Origin of the sequence: Streptomyces sp. NPDC093544 (genome assembly GCF_040683495.1) — a bacterium.
In the GTDB taxonomy this organism is placed as follows: domain Bacteria; phylum Actinomycetota; class Actinomycetes; order Streptomycetales; family Streptomycetaceae; genus Streptomyces.
This window is the reverse complement of record NZ_JBFBEA010000047.1, coordinates 23364-42934: the sequence shown is the minus strand read 5'-3', so window position 1 is coordinate 42934 and position 19571 is coordinate 23364. Positions and strand designations below refer to the sequence as shown.

Genomic DNA, 19571 nt, shown 5'->3' with positions numbered 1-19571 from the left:
AAACGCCCGGTTACATTCCGAACCCGGAAGCTAAGCCTTATAGCGCCGATGGTACTGCAGGGGGGACCCTGTGGGAGAGTAGGACGCCGCCGAACTATCTTTAGAGCTCCGGCTCTTGGGCTTATTGCCCAAGAGCCGGAGCTTTTTTGTTTTCTGGTGGCGCCTCCACCCCTCCGCCCAACAGCGTGAGCGCTGCGGGTAAGGTCAGGGGGCATCGTTGGCTCGTTTCCCACAGGAGGCCCCCGGGTGGAGGTCCAGGAGACCCGCGTCCAGACAGACCGGGTGCTCACCATCCCGAACATCCTCAGCATGGCGCGCCTCGTTGGCGTGCCCGTCTTCCTGTGGCTGATCCTCTGGCCCGAGTTCGGCGGCCCCAAGAGCGACGGATGGGCACTCCTGGTGCTCATGCTGAGCGGCATCAGTGACTATCTGGACGGGAAGCTCGCCCGACGCTGGAACCAGATCAGCAGCCTTGGCCGGCTACTCGATCCCGCGGCCGACCGTCTCTACATTCTGTCCACTCTCGTGGGCCTCACCTGGCGCGAGATTCTCCCGCTGTGGTTGACCGCTGTCCTCCTGGCGCGCGAGCTGCTCCTGTTGGTGATGGTGGGCATCCTCAGGCGCCACGGCTACCCGCCCCCACAGGTGAACTTCCTGGGGAAGGCGGCCACCTTCAACTTGATGTACGCCTTCCCGTTGTTGCTGCTCAGCGACGCAAGTGGGTGGATCGCGTCACTCGGTGCTATTTTCGGATGGGCGTTCGCCGGATGGGGTACAACGCTGTACTGGTGGGCAGGAGTCCTCTATGTGGTTCAGGTCCTCCGCCTTGTCAGGGTGGACGCCACGACCGATTGAGCTCGCCCATTGCGTGGCTGTAGTGGCTCGATGGCCCGCGGACGAAAAGTGCGGGACAATTTGGACGGGTGAAGTCGGCTAGACCGTCGTCTCTTCAAGGAGGACGCTTCCGACATGAAGGCCGTCGTGATGGCCGGAGGCGAAGGCACACGCCTTCGTCCCATGACCTCAAGCATGCCCAAGCCGCTCCTGCCCGTGGCCAACCGCCCGATCATGGAGCACGTGCTACGGCTGCTCAAAAGGCATGGGCTCAACGAGACCGTCGTAACTGTTCAGTTCCTGGCTTCTCTGGTCAAGAACTACTTCGGTGACGGCGAGGAGCTCGGCATGGAGCTCACTTATGCCAATGAGGAGAAGCCACTCGGTACTGCCGGGAGCGTCAAGAACGCCGAGGAGGCGTTGAAGGACGACACCTTCCTAGTGATCTCCGGTGATGCCCTGACCGACTTCGACCTCACCGATCTCATCAGTTTCCACAAGGAGAAGGGCGCGCTCGTCACTGTCTGTTTGACGCGCGTACCGAACCCCCTTGAATTCGGCATCACCATCGTCGACGAAGAGGGCAAGGTCGAGCGCTTCTTGGAGAAGCCGACCTGGGGTCAGGTTTTCTCCGACACCGTGAACACGGGTATCTATGTCATGGAACCCGAGGTCTTCGACTACGTCGAGGCCGATGTCTCCGTCGACTGGTCAGGCGATGTCTTCCCCCAGCTGATGAAGGAAGGCAAGCTCGTCTACGGCTATATCGCCGAGGGCTACTGGGAGGACGTCGGCACTCACGAGAGCTATGTGAAGGCACAGGCCGACGTCCTGGAGGGCAAGGTCGACGTCGAAATCGACGGCTTCGAGATCTCGCCGGGCGTATGGGTTGCCGAGGGCGCCGAGGTGCACCCCGATGCCGTACTGCGCGGACCGCTCTACATCGGCGACTACGCCAAAGTCGAGGCGGATGTCGAAATCCGCGAGCACACCGTCATTGGTTCCAACGTCGTCGTCAAGACGGGGGCCTTCCTGCACAGGGCCGTCGTGCACGACAACGTGTACATCGGGCAGCACAGCAATCTGCGTGGCTGCGTGATCGGTAAGAACACGGACATCATGCGGGCCGCCCGGATCGAGGACGGTGCGGTCATCGGCGATGAATGCCTCGTCGGTGAAGAATCGATCATTCAGGGAAACGTTCGCGTCTATCCGTTCAAGACCATCGAGGCCGGCGCTTTCGTCAACACCTCGGTGATCTGGGAGTCGCGGGGCCAGGCGCATCTCTTTGGTGCCCGTGGAGTGTCCGGGATTCTGAATGTGGAGATCACCCCGGAACTCGCCGTGCGGCTCGCGGGAGCGTACGCGACGACGCTCAAGAAGGGCTCCACGGTCACGACGGCGCGCGATCACTCCAGAGGTGCTCGTGCACTGAAGCGGGCGGTCATCTCGGCACTGCAGGCCAGCGCCATCGACGTACGCGACCTGGAGAACGTACCGCTGCCGGTGGCCCGGCAGCAGACCGCCAGGGGCAGTGCGGGCGGGATCATGATCCGGACGACGCCCGGTGTGCCGGACTCCGTCGACATCATGTTCTTCGACGGGCAGGGTGCTGACCTGTCGCAGGCGAGTCAGCGGAAGCTGGACCGGGTGTTCGCGCGGCAGGAGTATCGGCGTGCGTTTCCCGGCGAGATCGGGGATCTGCACTTCCCAGCCAGTGTCTTCGACTCGTACACCGGGTCGTTGCTGCGGAATGTCGACTCGTCGGGGATCACCGAGTCGGGGCTCAAGGTCGTCGTGGACGCGTCGAACGGTAGTGCGGGACTCGTGCTGCCCAGCCTCCTCGGCAAGCTCGGGGTCGACTCGCTAGTCATCAATCCCGGTCTTGACGAGTCCAGGCCGACGGAGACAGCAGACGCGCGACGGTCCGGGCTTGTGAGGCTCGGAGAGATCGTGGCGTCCGCGCGGGCGGCGTTCGGAGTGCGATTCGACCCGGTCGGTGAGCGGCTTTCGCTCGTCGACGAGAAGGGGCGGATCGTCGAGGACGACCGGGCACTCCTCGTGATGCTCGACCTGGTGGCCGCCGAGCGGCGCAGTGGGCGGGTGGCGCTTCCGGTGACCACCACGCGGATCGCCGAGCAGGTGGCGGCGTACCACGGGACGCAGGTCGACTGGACAACGACCTCGCCGGACGATCTGACGCGGGTCGGACGTGAGGACTCGACGATCTTCGGTGGCGACGGGCGTGGTGGTTTCATCATCCCGGAGTTCAGCGGTGTCTTCGACGGTGCGGCGGCTTTCGTACGCCTCATCGGGCTGGTGGCGCGGACGCAGCTCACGCTGAGCCAGATCGATGCGCGGATTCCGCGGGCGCATGTCCTCAAGCGCGATCTCGCTACTCCCTGGGCCGTCAAGGGACTCGTCATGCGGCGGGTCGTGGAGGAGGCCGGTGACCGGTTCGTGGACACGACCGATGGCGTACGGGTCGTGGAGACCGATGGGCGCTGGGTGATGGTGCTCCCGGATCCCGCTGAAGCGGTGACGCATCTGTGGGCCGAAGGGCCCGACGATGCCTCCGCGGAGGCCCTGCTCGACGAGTGGTCGGCGGTCGTGGACAGCGCCGGTCGCTGAAACACCCAGCACGCGCGCGTGCCGGACAAGTGCCCCCAAGGGGCCTGTCCGGCACGCCGGTGGGGCCATTCGGAGGTAGCGCCCGCGACGTGCGACGATGTGCGGCATGCCGCAGCAGCCCCCCGTTCGGAGCAGTCCTACGCGCCCGTCGCGCCCGGACGCCTCCATGTCGCTGCTCACCAATGTCATGGACCACAGCCTTGACGAGGGATACGCCGAAGCGGCTGCCCGGAAACAGGCCGAGGGTGTCGGCGGCACGCCGAAAACGGTGCGGTCGAAGCTCGGTCTGGCGGCCGGTCTCGTCCTGGCGGCCCTGGTGGTGACCCTGGGAGCGGCGAACGCGCGGATCTCGGCTCCTGTCATCGCCAAGGAGCGCCAAGAACTCATCGACCGTATCGAGCACGAGACCACCGCCGCCGACAAGCTCGAAGACAATGTCGACACTCTGCGTGCCGATGTCAGTGCGCGGCAGCGTACGGCGCTCAAGGCCGACGGGGGCAGTGCGCAGGCCGATCTGGTGGGCATCCTGTCGGGCGCCACCGACGTGCACGGCCCGGGCGTGAAACTCGTCGTCGACGACGCCAAGGAAGCAAGTCAGGACGGCGACGGTGATCCGCGGGAGACTTCCGGGTTCTCCGACACCGGACGCGTGCGCGACCGTGACATGCAGCGGGTCGTCAACGGGCTGTGGGAGTCGGGCGCCGAGGCCATCTCGATCAACGGTCAGCGGCTGACGGCCCTGTCGGCGATCCGGGCCGCGGGTGACGCGATACTGGTCGACAACAGGCCGTTGGTGCCGCCGTACACGGTGCTCGCGGTGGGGGACGGCCAACGGCTCAGCACCAGGTTCCAGAACAGTGCCGACGGGCTGTATCTGCATGCCCTGCAGGAGAACTACGGCATCCGGACCAGCATTTCCGTCGAGGACGACGTCCGGTTGACCGCCGCACCAAGTGTGATCGTACGTACAGCGCAGCCGAGCACAGAGAAGGGCACATCGTGATCGCCGTACTGGGCCTCGTCGTGGGAGTCGTGGCCGGATTGTTGGTCCGGCCCGAGGTTCCGGCAGTCGTTGAGCCTTATCTCCCGATCGCCGTCGTGGCGGCGCTCGACGCCGTGTTCGGAGGCCTGCGCGCGATGCTCGACGGCATCTTCGACGACAAGGTCTTCGTGGTGTCGTTCCTCTCGAACGTGGTCGTGGCCGCGCTGATCGTCTTCCTGGGCGACAAATTGGGTGTGGGCGCCCAGCTCTCCACCGGTGTCGTGGTCGTCCTCGGCATCCGCATCTTCTCCAACGCCGCGGCGATCCGTCGTCACGTGTTCCGGGCGTGAGGCCGATGAGCAACGACGACGAGGCATCGACGGCCTCCGGCACCCCGGAGAACAATCTGCGCAAGGAACTCCCCGACGAGATCCGGGCCGCGGCACCCGCGCCACCGGAGCGGGAGCCGGAGGAGCGGGGAGAGGGCGCCGAGCCGGCGGTGACCGGCCGCCAGCGGCTGGCGCAGGGGCTGTGGCCGCCGCGCGTGTCCCGCGCGCAACTCATCGTCGCGCTGCTGTTGTTCGGCCTCGGCTTCGGTCTGGCCGTCCAGGTGGCGTCCAACAGCGACAGCGGCAGCGCCCTGCGCGGCGCACGTCAGGAAGATCTCGTACGCATCCTCGATGAACTGGACAGCCGTACACAGCGTCTTGAAGACGAGAAGCAGGGTCTCGAAGATCAGCGCACCGAGTTGGAGAACAGCTCGGACCAGGCCGAGGAGGCTCGCAAGCAGACCGTCGAGAGGGAGAAGCAACTCGGCATTCTGGCGGGCACGGTGGCCGCTCAGGGCCCCGGCATCACTCTGACGATCAACGACACCAAGGGGACGGTCGAGGCGGACATGCTGCTCGACGCCATCCAGGAGCTCCGCGCGGCGGGTGCGGAGGCGATTCAGGTGAACGGTGTACGGGTCGTCGCCAGCACCTATCTGACGGATTCCGACAAGGGCGTGAGCGTGGACGGGAACAAGATCACCCAGCCCTACCGTTTCAAGGTCATCGGCAAGTCGCAGGACCTGGAGCCGGCGCTCAACATCCCCGGAGGCGTGGTGCAGACACTGGAGAAGGAGCAGGCCATCGTCACGGTGGAGCCCTCGACGAAGATCGTCGTGGACGCCTTGCGACCGGCGAAGCAGCCTGACTACGCTCGGTCGTCCCAGTGAAACGGGGCCGCATGAGGGGGGCCAGGCCAGGGCATGAGGTTGCGGGGGGTCGGCGCACCGAATGGGTGGTGCGTGGTGGAAACTGTCAGGTGGATACGGACGTTGTGAGGATGTCCGGGTCGACCGGTGTGTTCAATCAGGGTTCGTCCTGCCCCACGGGCGGGTCTGTTTCGGTCAAGGGGAATCGCCCGTGAAGTTGTTTGCGAAGTTGTTCGGCAAGAGCGCACGAGGAGAGGGCGGCGACAACGCTACTGCCCGCCACCGTGCACCACGCCATGGAGACGCCGAGGACCAGAGCGGCGAGCGCCCGCTGTTCCGGGACGAGCTCGGTGCTCCGGGCGGCGACATTTCCGGTGGTCAGGGCGCGCCGTCTGTTGACCCTGCCCAGTCCGGCCGCATAGGTTTCGGGGAACCGCCAACCTCAAGTACGGGTGGAGGGTTCACCGCCGACCCGTACGCTTCCCATGCCCCTGGAGGGCAGCCGCGGCAGGAGGATCCGTCCATGTCGGCCCTGGTGTGTACGAGGTGCGGTAACCGCAACGCGGAAAACAGCCGTTTCTGCTCCAACTGCGGTGCGCCGCTGCGGAGCGGGGTGACCCCGGAGCGTCCGTCCGAGACGACGTCCACGATCTCCATTTCGGGCCTTGAGGCCTACGACGCCGAGGTGACGGGCCAGACGCTCTCGCCGGCGCTCTCCCCGGAGGCGCAGGCGGCCGTCGACGCGCTGCCGCTCGGCTCGGCGCTCCTTGTGGTGCGCCGCGGACCGAACTCGGGCAGTCGTTTTCTGCTGGACGGCGAGCTGACCACGGCCGGGCGTCACCCGCAGAGCGACATCTTCCTCGACGACGTGACCGTGTCACGCCGCCACGTGGAGTTCCGCCGCGTCGCTGACGGCTCGTTCACGGTGTCGGACGTCGGCAGCCTCAACGGCACCTATGTCAACAGGGAGCGGATCGACTCAGTCTCCCTGTCGAACGGCGACGAGGTGCAGATCGGCAAGTACCGGCTGGTCTTCTACGCGAGCCAGCGGGGCATCTGACCCTCCCCCAGATTCCGTCCGGGGGGACCCCCAGGAAGGTCCATGCTTCGAACACCGAGCGGCGGTGCCGGCCACGGTACCGCCGCCACGGACAGCGGACTGATGAGCATCGGCACGGTGCTCAATGTGCTGCGTGACGAGTTCCCCGAAGTCACGATCTCCAAGATCAGGTTCCTGGAGTCGGAGGGGCTCATCGAGCCGCAGCGGACCCCTTCGGGGTATCGCAAGTTCAGCGCCAATGACGTCGAGCGTCTCGGCCATGTGCTGAGGATGCAGCGGGACCACTATCTGCCGCTGAAGGTCATCCGCGAGTATCTGGACGCCCTGGAGCGCGGTGAGCCGGTGCGGTTGCCGACCGTGGGGCGTCAGCGCGACTCGGGTGAGGGTGAGCTGTTCGCCGAACAAGAGGCGCCCACAGCCGCCCGCGTCGGGCGTGCCGAGCTGCTGGCCACTGCCGAGATCGGTGAGCGGGAACTCGAGGAGTGGGAGTCGTACGGCCTCATCGCGCCGCTTTCGGACGGGGCGTACGACGCCGAAGCGGTGACCGTCGCCGCGCTCGTCCTCGAGCTGGGCCGGTTCGGGATCGAGCCGCGTCACCTGCGCGCGATGAAGGCCGCGGCCGAGCGTGACGCGGGACTGGTCGATCAGGTGGTGGCCCCGCTGCGGCGGCACCGCAATCCGCAGACGAGGGCGCACGCGGAGGCGCGTACGAAGGAGCTTGCGGGGCTCACGGTGAAGCTGCACGCCGCGCTGGTGCAGACCGCGCTCGGCGTGCGACTGCCCTGACCCCGGGTGCTCGGCGGGTGTCGGATCGCCCACCCGTTCCGTGCCCGACTACCCAAACGTCCCGGGCACGGCCTAGGGTTGCTGTGTGAACGAGCTCGATGTCGTAGGTGTCCGGGTCGAAATGCCCTCCAACCAACCGATCGTGCTTCTGCGTGAAGTGGGAGGCGATCGTTACCTCCCCATCTGGATCGGACCGGGGGAGGCGACTGCGATCGCCTTCGCTCAGCAGGGCATGGCTCCGGCGCGACCGCTGACCCACGACCTGTTCAAGGACGTGCTGGAAGCCGTTGGCCAGGAGCTCACCGAAGTGCGTATCACGGACCTGCGTGAGGGCGTCTTCTATGCGGAACTGGTGTTCGCCAGCGGGGTCGAGGTGAGTGCCAGGCCGTCCGACGCCATAGCGCTGGCCCTGCGCACCGGGACGCCGATCTACGGCAGCGACGGGGTACTCGACGACGCCGGTATCGCGATCCCGGACGAGCAGGAGGACGAAGTGGAGAAGTTCCGCGAGTTCCTCGACCAGATCTCGCCCGAGGACTTCGGCACCAACAGCCAGTGAGGACACGAGGCCCAGGAGAGCTCCGGGCGGCAATTGCCAGCGGCCAGTGTGGTGTGCCGCGGCCCGCTCAGAGAGCATTCGGCTAGCCTTTCCCCGCGGTGGGGCACGGGAAACCACTCCAAGGGTGATTATCACTCGGCGTGCCGAGTGTGGCGATCGTTGACGCACCCCTGGTGACTGCCTACCGTCGAGAAGGCAGGTCAAGGACGGAGGTCGGCGTGAGAAGCAGCGGCGACGGTACGGCTGGGGGTGCCTCCGGACGCGGTCTGGGGGACAGCGGCCCGTACCCGCTTCACGGCAACGCGGCCGATCACGTTCCGCGGCGGCCGACAGCAGTGACTGGTGAGGATGAGGCGGTTTCCGAGGAGGTCGGCTACCGCGGTCCGACGGCGTGCGCTGCCGCGGGCATCACCTACCGGCAGCTGGACTACTGGGCGAGGACCGGGCTGGTCGAGCCGAGCGTGCGGCCCGCCTACGGGTCGGGGACACAGCGGCTGTACAGCTTCAGGGACGTGGTCGTCCTGAAGATCGTCAAGCGGTTCCTCGACACCGGGGTGTCGCTGCAGAACATCCGCACCACGGTCCAGCACCTCAGGGAGCGCGGTTTCCGGGATCTGGAAAGGATGACGCTGATGAGCGACGGCGCCACGGTCTACGAGTGCACATCCCCCGATGAGGTCCATGCGCTGCTCCAGGGCGGCCAGGGGGTCTTCGGGATCGCCGTGGGCGTGGTGTGGCGGGATGTCGAGGGTGCGCTCTCGCAGCTGCACGGGGAGCGGGTGGACACGGGCGAGACGCTCCTGGCGAACAACCCCGCTGACGAGCTGGCACGAAGGCGCAATCGCGCGGTCTGAGGATCTGAGGAGCGGAACAGGCTGATGGTGCCCCGGCTTGCCGGGGCATTGTCAGTGGCGTAGGGCAGCATCGGAGATGTGAGAACCGCGCCCACGATCCTGCATCTCGACATGGATGCCTTCTTCGCCTCGGCGGAGCAGGCGTCCAAGCCGAGCCTGCGCGGGAAAGCGGTCGTCGTGGGCGGGCTCGGACCACGTGGAGTCGTCTCCACCTGCTCGTACGAGGCACGGGTCTTCGGAGTGCACTCGGCGATGCCCATGGCCCAGGCACGCCGGCTCGCGCCGAACGCCGCGTATCTCGTGCCGCGCTTCGAGATCTACCGGGAGGTCAGCGAGCAGGTGATGGGCCTGCTGCGGGGGCTGTCACCGCTGGTGGAGCCGTTGAGCCTGGACGAGGCGTTCGTCGATCTGGAGGCAGGCGAAGCGGCCTGGGACGAGGCGTCGGCGCGGCTGACCGGGGTGAAGCTGCGCGCGGACATCCGGGCCGTCACGGGGCTCACAGGATCGGTGGGGCTCGCCGCGTCCAAGATGCTCGCGAAGATCGCCTCGGAGCAGGCCAAGCCCGACGGCCTCGTGCTGATAGAGCCGGGGACCGAGCGTGCGCTGCTGGGGCCCATGTCGGTGCGGACGCTGCCGGGCGTGGGGCCTGCGACGGGTGACCATCTGAGACGGGCCGGGATAACAACGGTCGAGGAGCTCGCCGAGGCGGGCGAGGACGAGCTCGTGCGGCTGCTGGGGAAGTCCCACGGGCATGCGCTGTACGCGATGGCGCTGGCGCGCGACGACCGGCCCGTGGTCGCCGAGCGGGAGACCAAGTCGGTGTCCGTCGAAGACACGTACGACGTGGACATCCATGACCGGGTGCGAGTCGGTCTGGAGGTGCAGCGGCTCGCCGACCGGTGTGTGCAGCGGTTGCGTGGAGCCGGTCTGTCGGGGCGCACCATCGTGCTGAAGGTGCGGAGGTACGACTTCTCGACGCTGACCCGGTCCGAGACGCTGCGGGGGCCCACGGACGACCCCGGGGTGGTGCGGGAGGCGGCCGCGCGGCTCCTTGAGTCGGTGGACACGACCGGTGGCGTACGGCTGCTCGGCGTGGGTGTCTCCGGGCTGGCCGACTACACGCAGGAGGACCTGTTCGCGCAGGCGCAGGCCGCCGCGGGGGAGCTTGCGGCGCTGGAGCACACCGAGGAGGAGGTGGCGGAGGAGTCCGCCGAGGAGCAGGTGCCGCCGGCTGAGCGGCGGTGGCCCGCGGGGCACGATGTGCGGCACGCCGAGTTCGGGCACGGGTGGGTGCAGGGCAGCGGGCTCGGGCGGGTGACCGTTCGGTTCGAGACGCCGTACTCCGAGCCAGGGCGGGTACGGACGTTCCGGACCGGCGATCCGGAGCTGGAGCCGGCGGAGCCGTTGCCCTTGGTGGCCGAGACCGTTGGGCGTCGTTGCGACGGCTGAAGGCAGGTTCAGTGCTGCGGGCCTCGTCTGTGGCTGGTGCACAGGTCCCCGCGGTTGAAGGCCGGTTCAGTGCCGCGGGCCGTCTGCGGCTGGTGCGCAGGTCCCCGCGTGTCCCGCGTGAGGGCCCGGCTGTGCCGTCAAGGCTCGTCCGTGCCTGCCAGGCGGCCGAAGTCGCGGTCCGGTGCGGGAGGCGGGGATGCCACGTCGAGGCCGTAGTGGTGGTAGAGCTGGAGTTCCTGTTCGGGGGAGAGGTGGCGACCGACGCCGAAGTCGGGCGCGTCCTTGATCAGGGCCCGCTCGAAGGGGATGCGCAGGGTGCCTTCGACGAGTTCGCTGGGCTCCAGGGGCACGAAGGCGTCCCTGCTGAACAGGCCCGTGCGTATGGCCGCCCACTCCGGGACCCCGGTCGCGTCGTCGAGGTACACCTCGTCGATCGTGCCGATCTTTGCTCCGTTGCGGTCGAATGCCTTGCGGCCGATCAGGTTGCGCGGATCGATGTCGGTCTGCACGTTGCCCTCCATTTGGTCGCAACTCATCCGTAAGCACTACAAAAGAGCAGATTCAGGAAGGTGGCCACTCGAAGCCTCGGGAGTTGTCCTCGCTGGTAGGCTGGCAAGCGGCTGCTGACCCTGTGCGGGAGAGTCCTCCAGACTTCATCGGAGGCGCCGAAGGAGCAAATCCTCCCCGGAATCTCTCAGGCCCACGTACCGCACGGACGAGGTCACTCTGGAAAGCAGAGCGGGTGCCGATGGCCCCCGCTCTCACCGACGGTGAAAATCGGGTCGCAGCGGGCGGGCGGGCCGGTGAAGCTCTCAGGTTGTGAGATGACAGAGGGGGAGGCCGTCGGGGTACCCGTGCCGGGGTGCCCCTCGAAGGTCGTGTCAGACCAGGAGGCCTCCGCAATGACCGCCCCTCGCATTCCGCTCTCCGAGCTCGAACAGGGAATTCCCTTCGAGCAGCGCCATATCGGGCCCGACACCGGAGCGCGGGCCAAGATGCTCGCGCAGGTCGGATACGGCTCGCTCGACGAGCTCACGGCCACCGCGGTGCCGGACGTGATCAAGAACGCCGAGGCGCTGGACCTGCCGGGCGCGCGCACCGAGGCCGAGGTCCTGGCCGAGCTGCGCTCCCTCGCGGACCGTAACCAGGTGCTCGACTCGATGATCGGGCTCGGCTACTACGGGACCTTCACCCCGCCGGTGATCCTTCGGAACGTCATGGAGAGCCCGGCCTGGTACACGGCGTACACGCCGTATCAGCCGGAGATCTCGCAGGGCCGCCTCGAAGCGCTGCTGAACTTCCAGACCGTCGTCGCCGAGCTGACCGGGCTGCCGACGTCGGGTGCCTCGCTGCTCGACGAGAGCACCGCGGCCGCCGAGGCGATGGCGCTGTCCCGGCGCATGGGCAAGAACAAGAAGGGTCTTTTCCTGGTCGACGCGGACGTGATGCCGCAGACCGTCGCGGTCATCCGGACCCGCGCCGAGCCGACCGGCGTCGAGGTCGTCGTCGCCGACCTGAGCGCGGGCGTCCCGGCTGAGATCGCCGGGCGTGAGATCAACGGCGTACTGATCCAGTACCCGGGCGCCTCCGGTGCCGTACGCGACATCAAGCCGCTTGTCGAGCAGGCGCACGAGCTGGGTGCGGTCGTCACCGTCGCCGCCGATCTGCTTGCCCTGACATTGCTGACCGCGCCAGGAGAGCTGGGCGCGGACATCGCGGTCGGTACGACGCAGCGGTTCGGTGTGCCGATGGCCTTCGGCGGTCCGCACGCCGGGTACATGGCGGTGCGCGAGAAGTTCGCGCGCAGCCTGCCGGGCCGGCTGGTGGGTGTGTCCGTCGACGCGGACGGGCACAAGGCCTACCGGCTTGCGCTGCAGACGCGGGAGCAGCACATCCGTCGTGAGAAGGCGACGAGCAACATCTGTACGGCTCAGGTGCTGCTCGCGGTGATGGCCGGCATGTACGCCGTCTATCACGGTCCCGAAGGGCTGAAGACGATCGCGCGGCGTACGCACCGGTACGCGACGATTCTCGCCGAGGGGCTGAAGGCGGGCGGCGTCGAGGTCGTACACGGCGCCTACTTCGACACGCTGACCGTGCGTGCCCAGGGCCGGGCCGCCGAGATAGTGGCGGGAGCGCGCGACCAGGGGGTCAACCTGCACCTCGTCGACGCCGACCGGGTGTCGATCTCGTGCGACGAGACCACCACGCGCAGGCAACTGGCCGCCGTGTGGACCGCGTTCGGTGTCGAGGGCGATGTCGAGGCCTTGGACTCGACCGTCGAGGACAGTCTTCCGTCCGCGCTGCTGCGCACCGACGAGTACCTCGCGCACCCGGTGTTCCACCAGTACCGCTCCGAGACGGCGATGCTGCGCTACCTGCGCAAGCTCTCCGACCGTGACTACGCGCTGGACCGCGGCATGATCCCGCTGGGCTCCTGCACGATGAAGCTCAACGCGACGACCGAGATGGAGCCGGTCACCTGGCCCGAGTTCGGGCAGTTGCACCCCTTCGCGCCCGCCGAGCAGGCGCAGGGCTACCTCACGCTCATCCATGAGCTGGAGGAGCGGCTCGCCGAGGTCACCGGGTACGACAAGGTGTCGCTGCAGCCCAATGCCGGTTCGCAGGGTGAGCTGGCCGGTCTGCTCGCCGTACGCGGATACCACCGCGCGAACGGTGACGAGCAGCGCACCGTGTGCCTGATCCCCTCCTCCGCGCACGGCACGAACGCGGCGAGCGCCGTGATGGCCGGCATGAAGGTCGTCGTCGTGAAGACGGCGGACGACGGCGAGATCGACGTCGAGGATCTGCGTGCCAAGATCGAGCAGTACCGCGACGAACTGTCCGTGCTGATGATCACGTACCCCTCGACGCATGGTGTCTTCGAGGAGCACGTCGCCGACATCTGCGCCCAGGTGCACGAGGCGGGCGGCCAGGTGTATGTGGACGGCGCCAACCTCAACGCCCTGGTGGGGCTTGCCAAGCCGGGTCACTTCGGTGGTGACGTCTCGCACCTCAACCTGCACAAGACGTTCTGCATCCCGCACGGCGGCGGCGGTCCGGGCGTCGGTCCGGTCGGTGTCCGCGCGCACCTGGCGCCGTACCTGCCGAACCACCCCTTGCAGCCGGCGGCCGGTCCCGAGACCGGTGTCGGCCCGATCTCGGCCGCTCCGTGGGGTTCCGCGGGCATCCTGCCGATCTCGTGGGCGTACGTCCGGCTCATGGGCGGTGAGGGGCTGAAGCGTGCCACGCAGGTGGCCGTGCTGTCCGCGAACTACATCGCCAAGCGCCTGGAGCCGCACTACCCGGTGCTCTACACCGGTCCCGGCGGGCTCGTCGCGCATGAGTGCATCATCGACCTGCGGCCGCTGACCAAGGCGACCGGTGTGAGTGTCGACGACATCGCCAAGCGCCTGATCGACTACGGGTTCCACGCGCCGACGATGTCGTTCCCGGTGGCCGGCACGCTGATGATCGAGCCGACCGAATCCGAGGACCTGGTCGAGCTCGACCGGTTCTGCGAGGCGATGATCGCCATCCGCGCGGAGGTCGAGAAGGTCGGCTCGGGCGAGTGGGCGGCGGACGACAACCCGTTGCGCAACGCTCCGCACACCGCCGCCTCGCTGGGCGGGGAGTGGGAGCACGGCTACAGCCGTGAGGAGGCCGTCTTCCCGGCCGGTGTCTCGGTCGCGGACAAGTACTGGCCGCCGGTGCGCCGGATCGACCAGGCGTACGGCGACCGGAACCTGGTCTGCTCCTGCCCGCCGCTGGACGCGTACGAGGACTGAACTGGTCAGGGGTCGTGGCCTGGATGCCTACGGGGACTGATCAGGGCTAAAGGACCTGTGCGCCTACGAGGACTGATCAGCGCTCGGGACTTGGACGGTTACGGGGAGTAATCACCCTCGGATGTGCGTCGGGGCCGGTTCGGAGAATGCGTCTCCGGGCCGGCCCCTCTATGTACTGGGCGGCTCTGCCGCAGCCACCCGGTTGTGCGGTTCAGGCCGCCGTCATCACGTGTTCGCTGCCCAGCGGGCGGTGCGGGGCGATGATCTGGCCATCCGGCAGGAGCTCACCGGTGTCCTCGAAGAGCAGGACGCCGTTGCACAGCAGGCTCCACCCCTGCTCCGGGTGGTGCGCCATGAGACGGGCGGACTCCCGGTCGGCGGATTCGGCTGTCGGGCACGGCGTCTTGTGCTGGCACATTGGTGGGATCTTTCGCTGGGTTGAGATGTGAGTGATGGCTGTGGTGTCTGTCCCGCGGCTCGATGTGGTCATGGCCGCCCCCCGTTGATGTGTGGTTTGGAACCCAGTGTTGCCCTACGGGCGTCAATCCGCAGGGATTTAGCGGCAGCACTCCTCACAGGTTGATGACGCATCACCCGTGCGGACGGTTCATTCCAACTGTGCTGACTTTTCGGGTGGTTCGCGGTGGCCGGATGGGGCTAGTCCGGTCGGGCGCGGGAGGCGTTTTCCCTCGTACGAGCGGTATGGGGCCCGAACGAGCGACGTGCCCCGCTGCCGAGAGAACGGCGGCGGGGCACGGACGTGGACGCGGGTGCTACGCGGGTGAGCTGAGCAAAGGGGCGGGAGTGAGCCGGTGGGTGAGGACCGGCAGGAGCTCGGCGACGCGGTGTGGGCGGTGTGCTGCGATGCCGGGTGGGGCCGGTGCCAGTGGGACCAGGATGTCGGTGGCGGCGGGGTGGCCGGTGGCGCCGTCCGCGGTGGTGTCGCCGTGCAGCCAGAGCGTCAGCATGTACAGCTCCGGCACCGAGAGCAGACGTGCCTGGTAGGGCTGTTTCATCGCCTCGGCCTGGCGCAGCGCGCGTTCGGTGGCGGCGATGTACGGGCCCTCGAAGAAGCGCGAGAAGGCCCAGCCGTCGGGGGTCAGCATCGTGTCGGCCGCGGCGACCATGCGGTCGCCGCAGCGGATCAGGAAGCGCCACCCGGTGAGCCGGGTGGCGGACGCGCCCGCTGGGGTGATGCGGTCCAGGACGTGGATGGGTAGCGGGAGTTCGGGTGTGACGGGTCCCTGTGCCATACGCAGGGACGGCGTACGCGCCTCCCGGACGGCGGTGGGGGAACCGAGTGCCGTGAGGACGGAGCGCAGGGCGGGCGCGGGAGCCGGGGGTAGGTGCAGCGGCATGATGGGTCGCCTCTCGTTCGACAGGCACGGTGGCGCGAGGGAGGGGGCGGACGGCGCTGTCAGCTCTCGGGGCCGAAGGGGCGATGGATCTGGATCCGCCGACAATGTGTCGCCTGCCGCGCGTCATCTGGACGACAGGACCTAGGACCGCGAGCGCCAACTCTCTGCCTCGTTCGCGGAGTTTATACGAGACGTGTTCGCGCGGTGTTTCGGCTAGTCGTCCCAAATGTGAAGAGCAAGGCACTATTCGGTCGACGAAACGAGAGGTTTATCCTGGTTCTGTGCCAAAGCGCGGCGATGACCTCGGAATGCTTCGTCGGAGCGGTCGGCCGATTCTCGTCGGCGTTTTTCACGAGATCGCGACGGAACGAAACTGTGCGCTGGTTCATGCCTGGTGAATGTGCCTGAGGGTACTGAAGTCCAGAGTAGCGGGCGGCGAGCGCCTCCAGGACGTTATCGATCGCGTTGCCTGGGCATTATCCCCCGTGACCCGGGACGCCAGAGGCCGGAGTATCGGCCTGCCCATCCGAGGAAGGACGCTTCGATGGGAGAGAAGGTCGAGGCAGGGCAGTTCGACCTGTCCGATCGCCAGCACTACCGCGGCAAGCTGCGGCAGTGTCTGACGGGGCTGGCGCGGTTGCTGGAGGAGGAGCGGTTCGATCGCCCCAAGAACCTCATGGGCCTGGAGATCGAGTTGAATCTCGCAGGGACCGACGGCACGCCCAGAATGATGAACGCGCAAGTACTCGAAAGGATTGCGAGCCGCGATTTCCAAACAGAACTCGCCATGTTCAACCTGGAAGTCAACATAGCCCCACACCGATTGGGCGGGAGGGTATTCGACCAGCTGGCCGAGGAGCTGCGTACCTCCCTCGCTTACGCCCATAGGAAGGCGAAGGAAGTCGACGCCGGAATCGTGATGATCGGGATTCTGCCGACGCTCGCCCAGCACGACCTGGTCTCCTCGAACCTGTCGGACGGCGACCGCTACACCCTGCTCAACGACCAGATAGTCGCCGCCCGTGGCGAGGATTTCACGCTCGACATCGAGGGGGTGGAACGCCTCGTCTGTACGTCGAAATCCATCGCGCCCGAAGCCGCCTGCACCTCCGTGCAGTTGCACCTCCAGGTCACCCCGGGGCGGTTCGCCGACGTGTGGAACGCCGCGCAGGCGGTCGCCGCGGTCCAGGTCGCGGTCGGCGCCAACTCGCCCTTCCTCTTCGGTCACGAACTGTGGAGCGAGTCGCGGCCCCCACTGTTCCAGCAGTCCACCGACACCCGGCCGCCCGAGTTGCAGGCGCAGGGGGTGCGACCGCGCACCTGGTTCGGGGAACGATGGATCTCGTCCGCGCACGACCTCTTCGAGGAAAACCTGCGCTTCTTCCCACCGCTCCTGCCCATCTGCGACGAGGAGGACCCGCTGGGTGTCCTCGACGCCGGCGGCATCCCCAAGCTCGCCGAACTCGTGCTGCACAACGGCACGGTGTACCGCTGGAACCGGCCCGTGTACGGCGTCGCCGAAGGTGTCCCGCACCTGCGCGTCGAGAACCGTGTGCTGCCCGCCGGCCCCACCGTCACCGACGTCATCGCCAACGCGGCCTTCTACTACGGGCTCGTCCGCGCGCTCGCCGAGGAGGCGCGGCCCGTGTGGACGCGGCTGCCCTTCTCGTCCGCCGCCGCCAACTTCGACGCCGCGTGCCGCCATGGCATCGACGCGCGCCTGGAGTGGCCCAGGCGCGGCCGGTACGGCGGGACGCACGAGGTCGAGGCCGTCGCCCTGGTACGGGACGAGCTGCTGCCGCTCGCCGCGGCCGGACTGGACGCGTGGGGGGTGGAGCCCGTCGACCGGGACCTCTACCTGGGCGTCATCGAGGAGCGGTGCCGGCTGCGTGTCAACGGGGCGAGTTGGCAGGCGGCGACGTTCCACCGGGCGCTGGAGAAGGGGCTCGGGCGGGATGCGGCACTGGCCGCGACCACTCAGCGCTACGGCGAGTTGATGCATCTCGGGGAACCCGTGCACACCTGGCCGGTGGGGTTGCCGTAGCCGGTTTCCTTGAGCTGAGAGCTGAGAGCTGAGAGCTGAGGGGCGAGAGCTGAGAGCTGAGAGGCGAGAGGCGAGAGGCGAGAGGCGAGAGGCGCGGAGTGGCGGTGGGCGTCAGCTTTGGCTGCCGGCCTCCACGATCGCCTGGAGGATCACCGAGTGGATCTGCGACGGGTCGTTGACCTGGTGGCCGGAGCCGCCGGTCGCCTTGGCGATCTCCTCGACCTCCTCCTGGTCGGCGTCCGGGCCCACCGCGATCGCGATCAGCAGCACCGGGCGCTCCGGGGTGGTGAGCTTCTGCAGTTTGGTGACGAGGGCCGAGCGCGAAATGCTTCCCGGGTCCTGGTTGACGCCGTCGGTCAGCAGGACCAGCGCGTTGAACTTCTCCTTCTCATAGGAGGACGTGGCCGCCTGGTACGCGGCGAGCGTGGTGTCGTACAGGCCGGTCGCCCCGCCCGGGACGGGTTCAAGGGCGCTGAACGCGGCCGACAGCTTGTCCCGCTGGGTGCCGTCGCCCACGGCGTCGCCGAGCCGGTCGGTCGGCACGACCACCTGGTAGTCGCGGTTGCCGTCGAGACGGGTGGAGAACCTCCACAGCCCGATCTCGTCCTCCGGAGTGAAGGTGGCGAGGGCTTGCAACAGGGATGCCTTGGTGACATCCATCCGGGACTGGTCGGTGCCCGGCACCGGCTCGGTCATGGACGCGGAGGCATCGACGACCGTGGTGATCCGGGCGCTCTGCACCGTGATCGTCCACATGCCGAGGGCCTCCTCGATCGACTTCGCCGAGGCCGGTTCGGCCGCTGCGCGCGCGAAGGGCTGTGGAGCGCGTCCGCCCGCTGCGCTGACCAGCGCGGCCGAGGGGTTCTCGTCGTCGGTGCGGAAGCCGTGCTTCTCCAGGATCTTCTGGGGTTCCGGCTCGCCCAGCAGTGCCATGAACCGCAGGGCCGCGCGGCTCTCGTCGGTACTCAGCCGCACCTCGTCGACGAGGGTGAACGGGTAGTCGAGCTGCGGCGATCCGTCCTTGGGGTAGAAGAGGTCGAGGCTGTCGGGACTCTCGTCCGAGGAGTTGTGGGTGAAGGCCGCCTGCTCGGAGAGGATCAGCGCCTGGTTGCGCTTCGGGTTGCCCTGCTCGGTGCCGGAGGAGTCGCGGGGGAGCGTGTCCAGGACCTGGCTGTCGCTGTCGGAGGTGCGCTGCGAGAGCGCCTCGGCCATGGCGGCCGCCTGGGTGTCGCCGCCCTCGGTCTGCCCCGCCGCGGTGCTCAGCTGCGTCAGCGCGAGCAGGCCGGTCGCGCTGCGCGCCGGGTCGGCGGCGCCGAGCTTCAGGCGGTCGCTCGTCATCGCGGCGCCGGCCAACTCGGTCCAGGTGTACGTCTTCTGGGGCCACCCCAGCGACTTGGCGGCCGTCGGGACCATGGCGACGCCCACCGGTGATGACGCGACGTTGCCGACGTCGCTCACCTGGGTCGCGTCATTGTTCCCGGTGACGCGCTGCACCCACAGGTTCGAGTCGGGCACCCATGCCTGGACGTCGGACTTCTTGCCGGTCAGCAGCGCGTCGGCGACCTTGTACGACTCGCGAGCGGTCACGCTGACGTCGAGGCAGTGGCCGTCGGAGGTGATGTCGCGCTCACGGGCGTAGTTCGCCGTCGCCGTGAGAGCGGGGGCCAGGTCCGGCGATGCGGCGATCTTGACGTGCACCGCGTCGTCCTGGCAGGAGGAGCCGAAGGAGAGCAGGCCACTGCGAGCCGCGGCCGCCGTGCCCCCCGCCACCGTGAGTACGAGCGCCGTCGCGATGGCCACAGTGCGACGGCGCGCGCGTGGTCGGGGGTCGGCGGTGCCCGCCCCGTACTCGTCGGGCAAGCTGTGACGTCCCATGAGGGTGGTGCCTCCCTGTTGAGCCTTGAACCATGAAACGGTCACAAGGCGGGCAAAGGGGGAGGTACGCCTCGTACGGCGCTCGTCCCCCCGACGGCCAGTCGCGCACGATCTTCGTAACTTCTTTCGAGACCCTAGCGGGGCGAAGATGGG

General features: G+C 67.8%; 16 protein-coding genes, 1 rRNA gene and 1 riboswitch. Of the genes, 13 read left to right on the top strand and 4 right to left on the bottom strand.

The window, feature by feature from the left end; translation table 11 throughout:
• From rrf to AB0N66_RS40290, 11 genes are all read left to right on the top strand, one after another.
• A 5S ribosomal RNA gene (rrf, locus tag AB0N66_RS40340) occupies nt 1-95 on the top strand; the annotation flags it as partial.
• A 151-nt stretch (nt 96-246) separates the two neighbouring features.
• Complete coding sequence (locus AB0N66_RS40335) at nt 247-855, top strand: CDP-alcohol phosphatidyltransferase family protein (RefSeq protein WP_365445229.1); 609 nt, start codon at nt 247-249, stop codon at nt 853-855.
• A 114-nt stretch (nt 856-969) separates the two neighbouring features.
• Nucleotides 970-3465, top strand: a complete 2496-nt coding sequence (locus tag AB0N66_RS40330; protein ID WP_365445226.1) for a mannose-1-phosphate guanyltransferase — start codon at nt 970-972, stop codon at nt 3463-3465.
• Between the two features lie 97 nt (nt 3466-3562).
• Entirely contained in the window at nt 3563-4468 is a 906-nt protein-coding gene (locus AB0N66_RS40325) for a DUF881 domain-containing protein (RefSeq protein WP_365445223.1), read from the top strand.
• Complete coding sequence (locus tag AB0N66_RS40320) at nt 4465-4797, top strand: small basic family protein (RefSeq protein ID WP_003988855.1); 333 nt, start codon at nt 4465-4467, stop codon at nt 4795-4797. The genes AB0N66_RS40325 and AB0N66_RS40320 overlap by 4 nt, the downstream gene beginning before the upstream one ends.
• 5 nt (nt 4798-4802) lie before the next feature.
• Nucleotides 4803-5666: a DUF881 domain-containing protein gene (locus AB0N66_RS40315; RefSeq protein WP_365445220.1), complete on the top strand. Its 864-nt coding sequence runs from the start codon at nt 4803-4805 to the stop codon at nt 5664-5666.
• A gap of 61 nt (nt 5667-5727) precedes the next feature.
• Nucleotides 5728-6705 carry an FHA domain-containing protein gene (locus AB0N66_RS40310; protein ID WP_365445217.1) on the top strand — a complete coding sequence of 326 codons (978 nt, stop codon included), beginning with the start codon at nt 5728-5730 and terminating at the stop codon, nt 6703-6705.
• Between the two features lie 42 nt (nt 6706-6747).
• Nucleotides 6748-7491 (top strand): MerR family transcriptional regulator, encoded by a 744-nt coding sequence (locus tag AB0N66_RS40305; protein WP_365445214.1) that lies wholly within the window; start codon nt 6748-6750, stop codon nt 7489-7491.
• Between the two features lie 85 nt (nt 7492-7576).
• Nucleotides 7577-8050, top strand: a complete 474-nt coding sequence (locus tag AB0N66_RS40300) for a bifunctional nuclease family protein (protein ID WP_006123076.1) — start codon at nt 7577-7579, stop codon at nt 8048-8050.
• A gap of 218 nt (nt 8051-8268) precedes the next feature.
• Nucleotides 8269-8904 (top strand): MerR family transcriptional regulator, encoded by a 636-nt coding sequence (locus AB0N66_RS40295; RefSeq protein ID WP_365445211.1) that lies wholly within the window; start codon nt 8269-8271, stop codon nt 8902-8904.
• A gap of 78 nt (nt 8905-8982) precedes the next feature.
• Nucleotides 8983-10353 (top strand): DNA polymerase IV, encoded by a 1371-nt coding sequence (locus tag AB0N66_RS40290; protein WP_365445208.1) that lies wholly within the window; start codon nt 8983-8985, stop codon nt 10351-10353.
• 137 nt (nt 10354-10490) lie between these two features.
• Here AB0N66_RS40290 and AB0N66_RS40285 read toward each other — a convergent pair whose 3' ends face one another.
• A complete protein-coding gene (locus tag AB0N66_RS40285) occupies nt 10491-10862 on the bottom strand; it encodes a PRC-barrel domain-containing protein (RefSeq protein WP_365445205.1) in 372 nt (123 codons plus the stop codon).
• 115 nt (nt 10863-10977) lie between these two features.
• Nucleotides 10978-11073: riboswitch (glycine riboswitch) on the top strand.
• Between the two features lie 182 nt (nt 11074-11255).
• On the opposite strand from AB0N66_RS40285, the gene gcvP reads away from it, so the two are divergent.
• Nucleotides 11256-14141 carry an aminomethyl-transferring glycine dehydrogenase gene (gene gcvP / locus AB0N66_RS40280; protein ID WP_365445202.1) on the top strand — a complete coding sequence of 962 codons (2886 nt, stop codon included), beginning with the start codon at nt 11256-11258 and terminating at the stop codon, nt 14139-14141.
• 211 nt (nt 14142-14352) lie between these two features.
• Here the strand turns inward: gcvP and AB0N66_RS40275 are convergent, their stop codons facing one another.
• Both AB0N66_RS40275 and AB0N66_RS40270 read right to left on the bottom strand, forming a co-directional pair.
• On the bottom strand, nt 14353-14559 hold the full coding sequence (locus tag AB0N66_RS40275; protein WP_365445199.1) for a DUF5999 family protein: 207 nt from the start codon (nt 14557-14559) through the stop codon (nt 14353-14355).
• A gap of 355 nt (nt 14560-14914) precedes the next feature.
• A complete protein-coding gene (locus tag AB0N66_RS40270; RefSeq protein WP_365445196.1) occupies nt 14915-15499 on the bottom strand; it encodes a hypothetical protein in 585 nt (194 codons plus the stop codon).
• 544 nt (nt 15500-16043) lie between these two features.
• On the opposite strand from AB0N66_RS40270, the gene AB0N66_RS40265 reads away from it, so the two are divergent.
• Nucleotides 16044-17543 carry a glutamate-cysteine ligase family protein gene (locus tag AB0N66_RS40265; RefSeq protein WP_365445193.1) on the top strand — a complete coding sequence of 500 codons (1500 nt, stop codon included), beginning with the start codon at nt 16044-16046 and terminating at the stop codon, nt 17541-17543.
• Between the two features lie 111 nt (nt 17544-17654).
• Here the strand turns inward: AB0N66_RS40265 and AB0N66_RS40260 are convergent, their stop codons facing one another.
• Nucleotides 17655-19418: a substrate-binding and VWA domain-containing protein gene (locus tag AB0N66_RS40260; protein WP_365445190.1), complete on the bottom strand. Its 1764-nt coding sequence runs from the start codon at nt 19416-19418 to the stop codon at nt 17655-17657.
• Between the last annotated feature and the right edge of the window lie 153 nt (nt 19419-19571).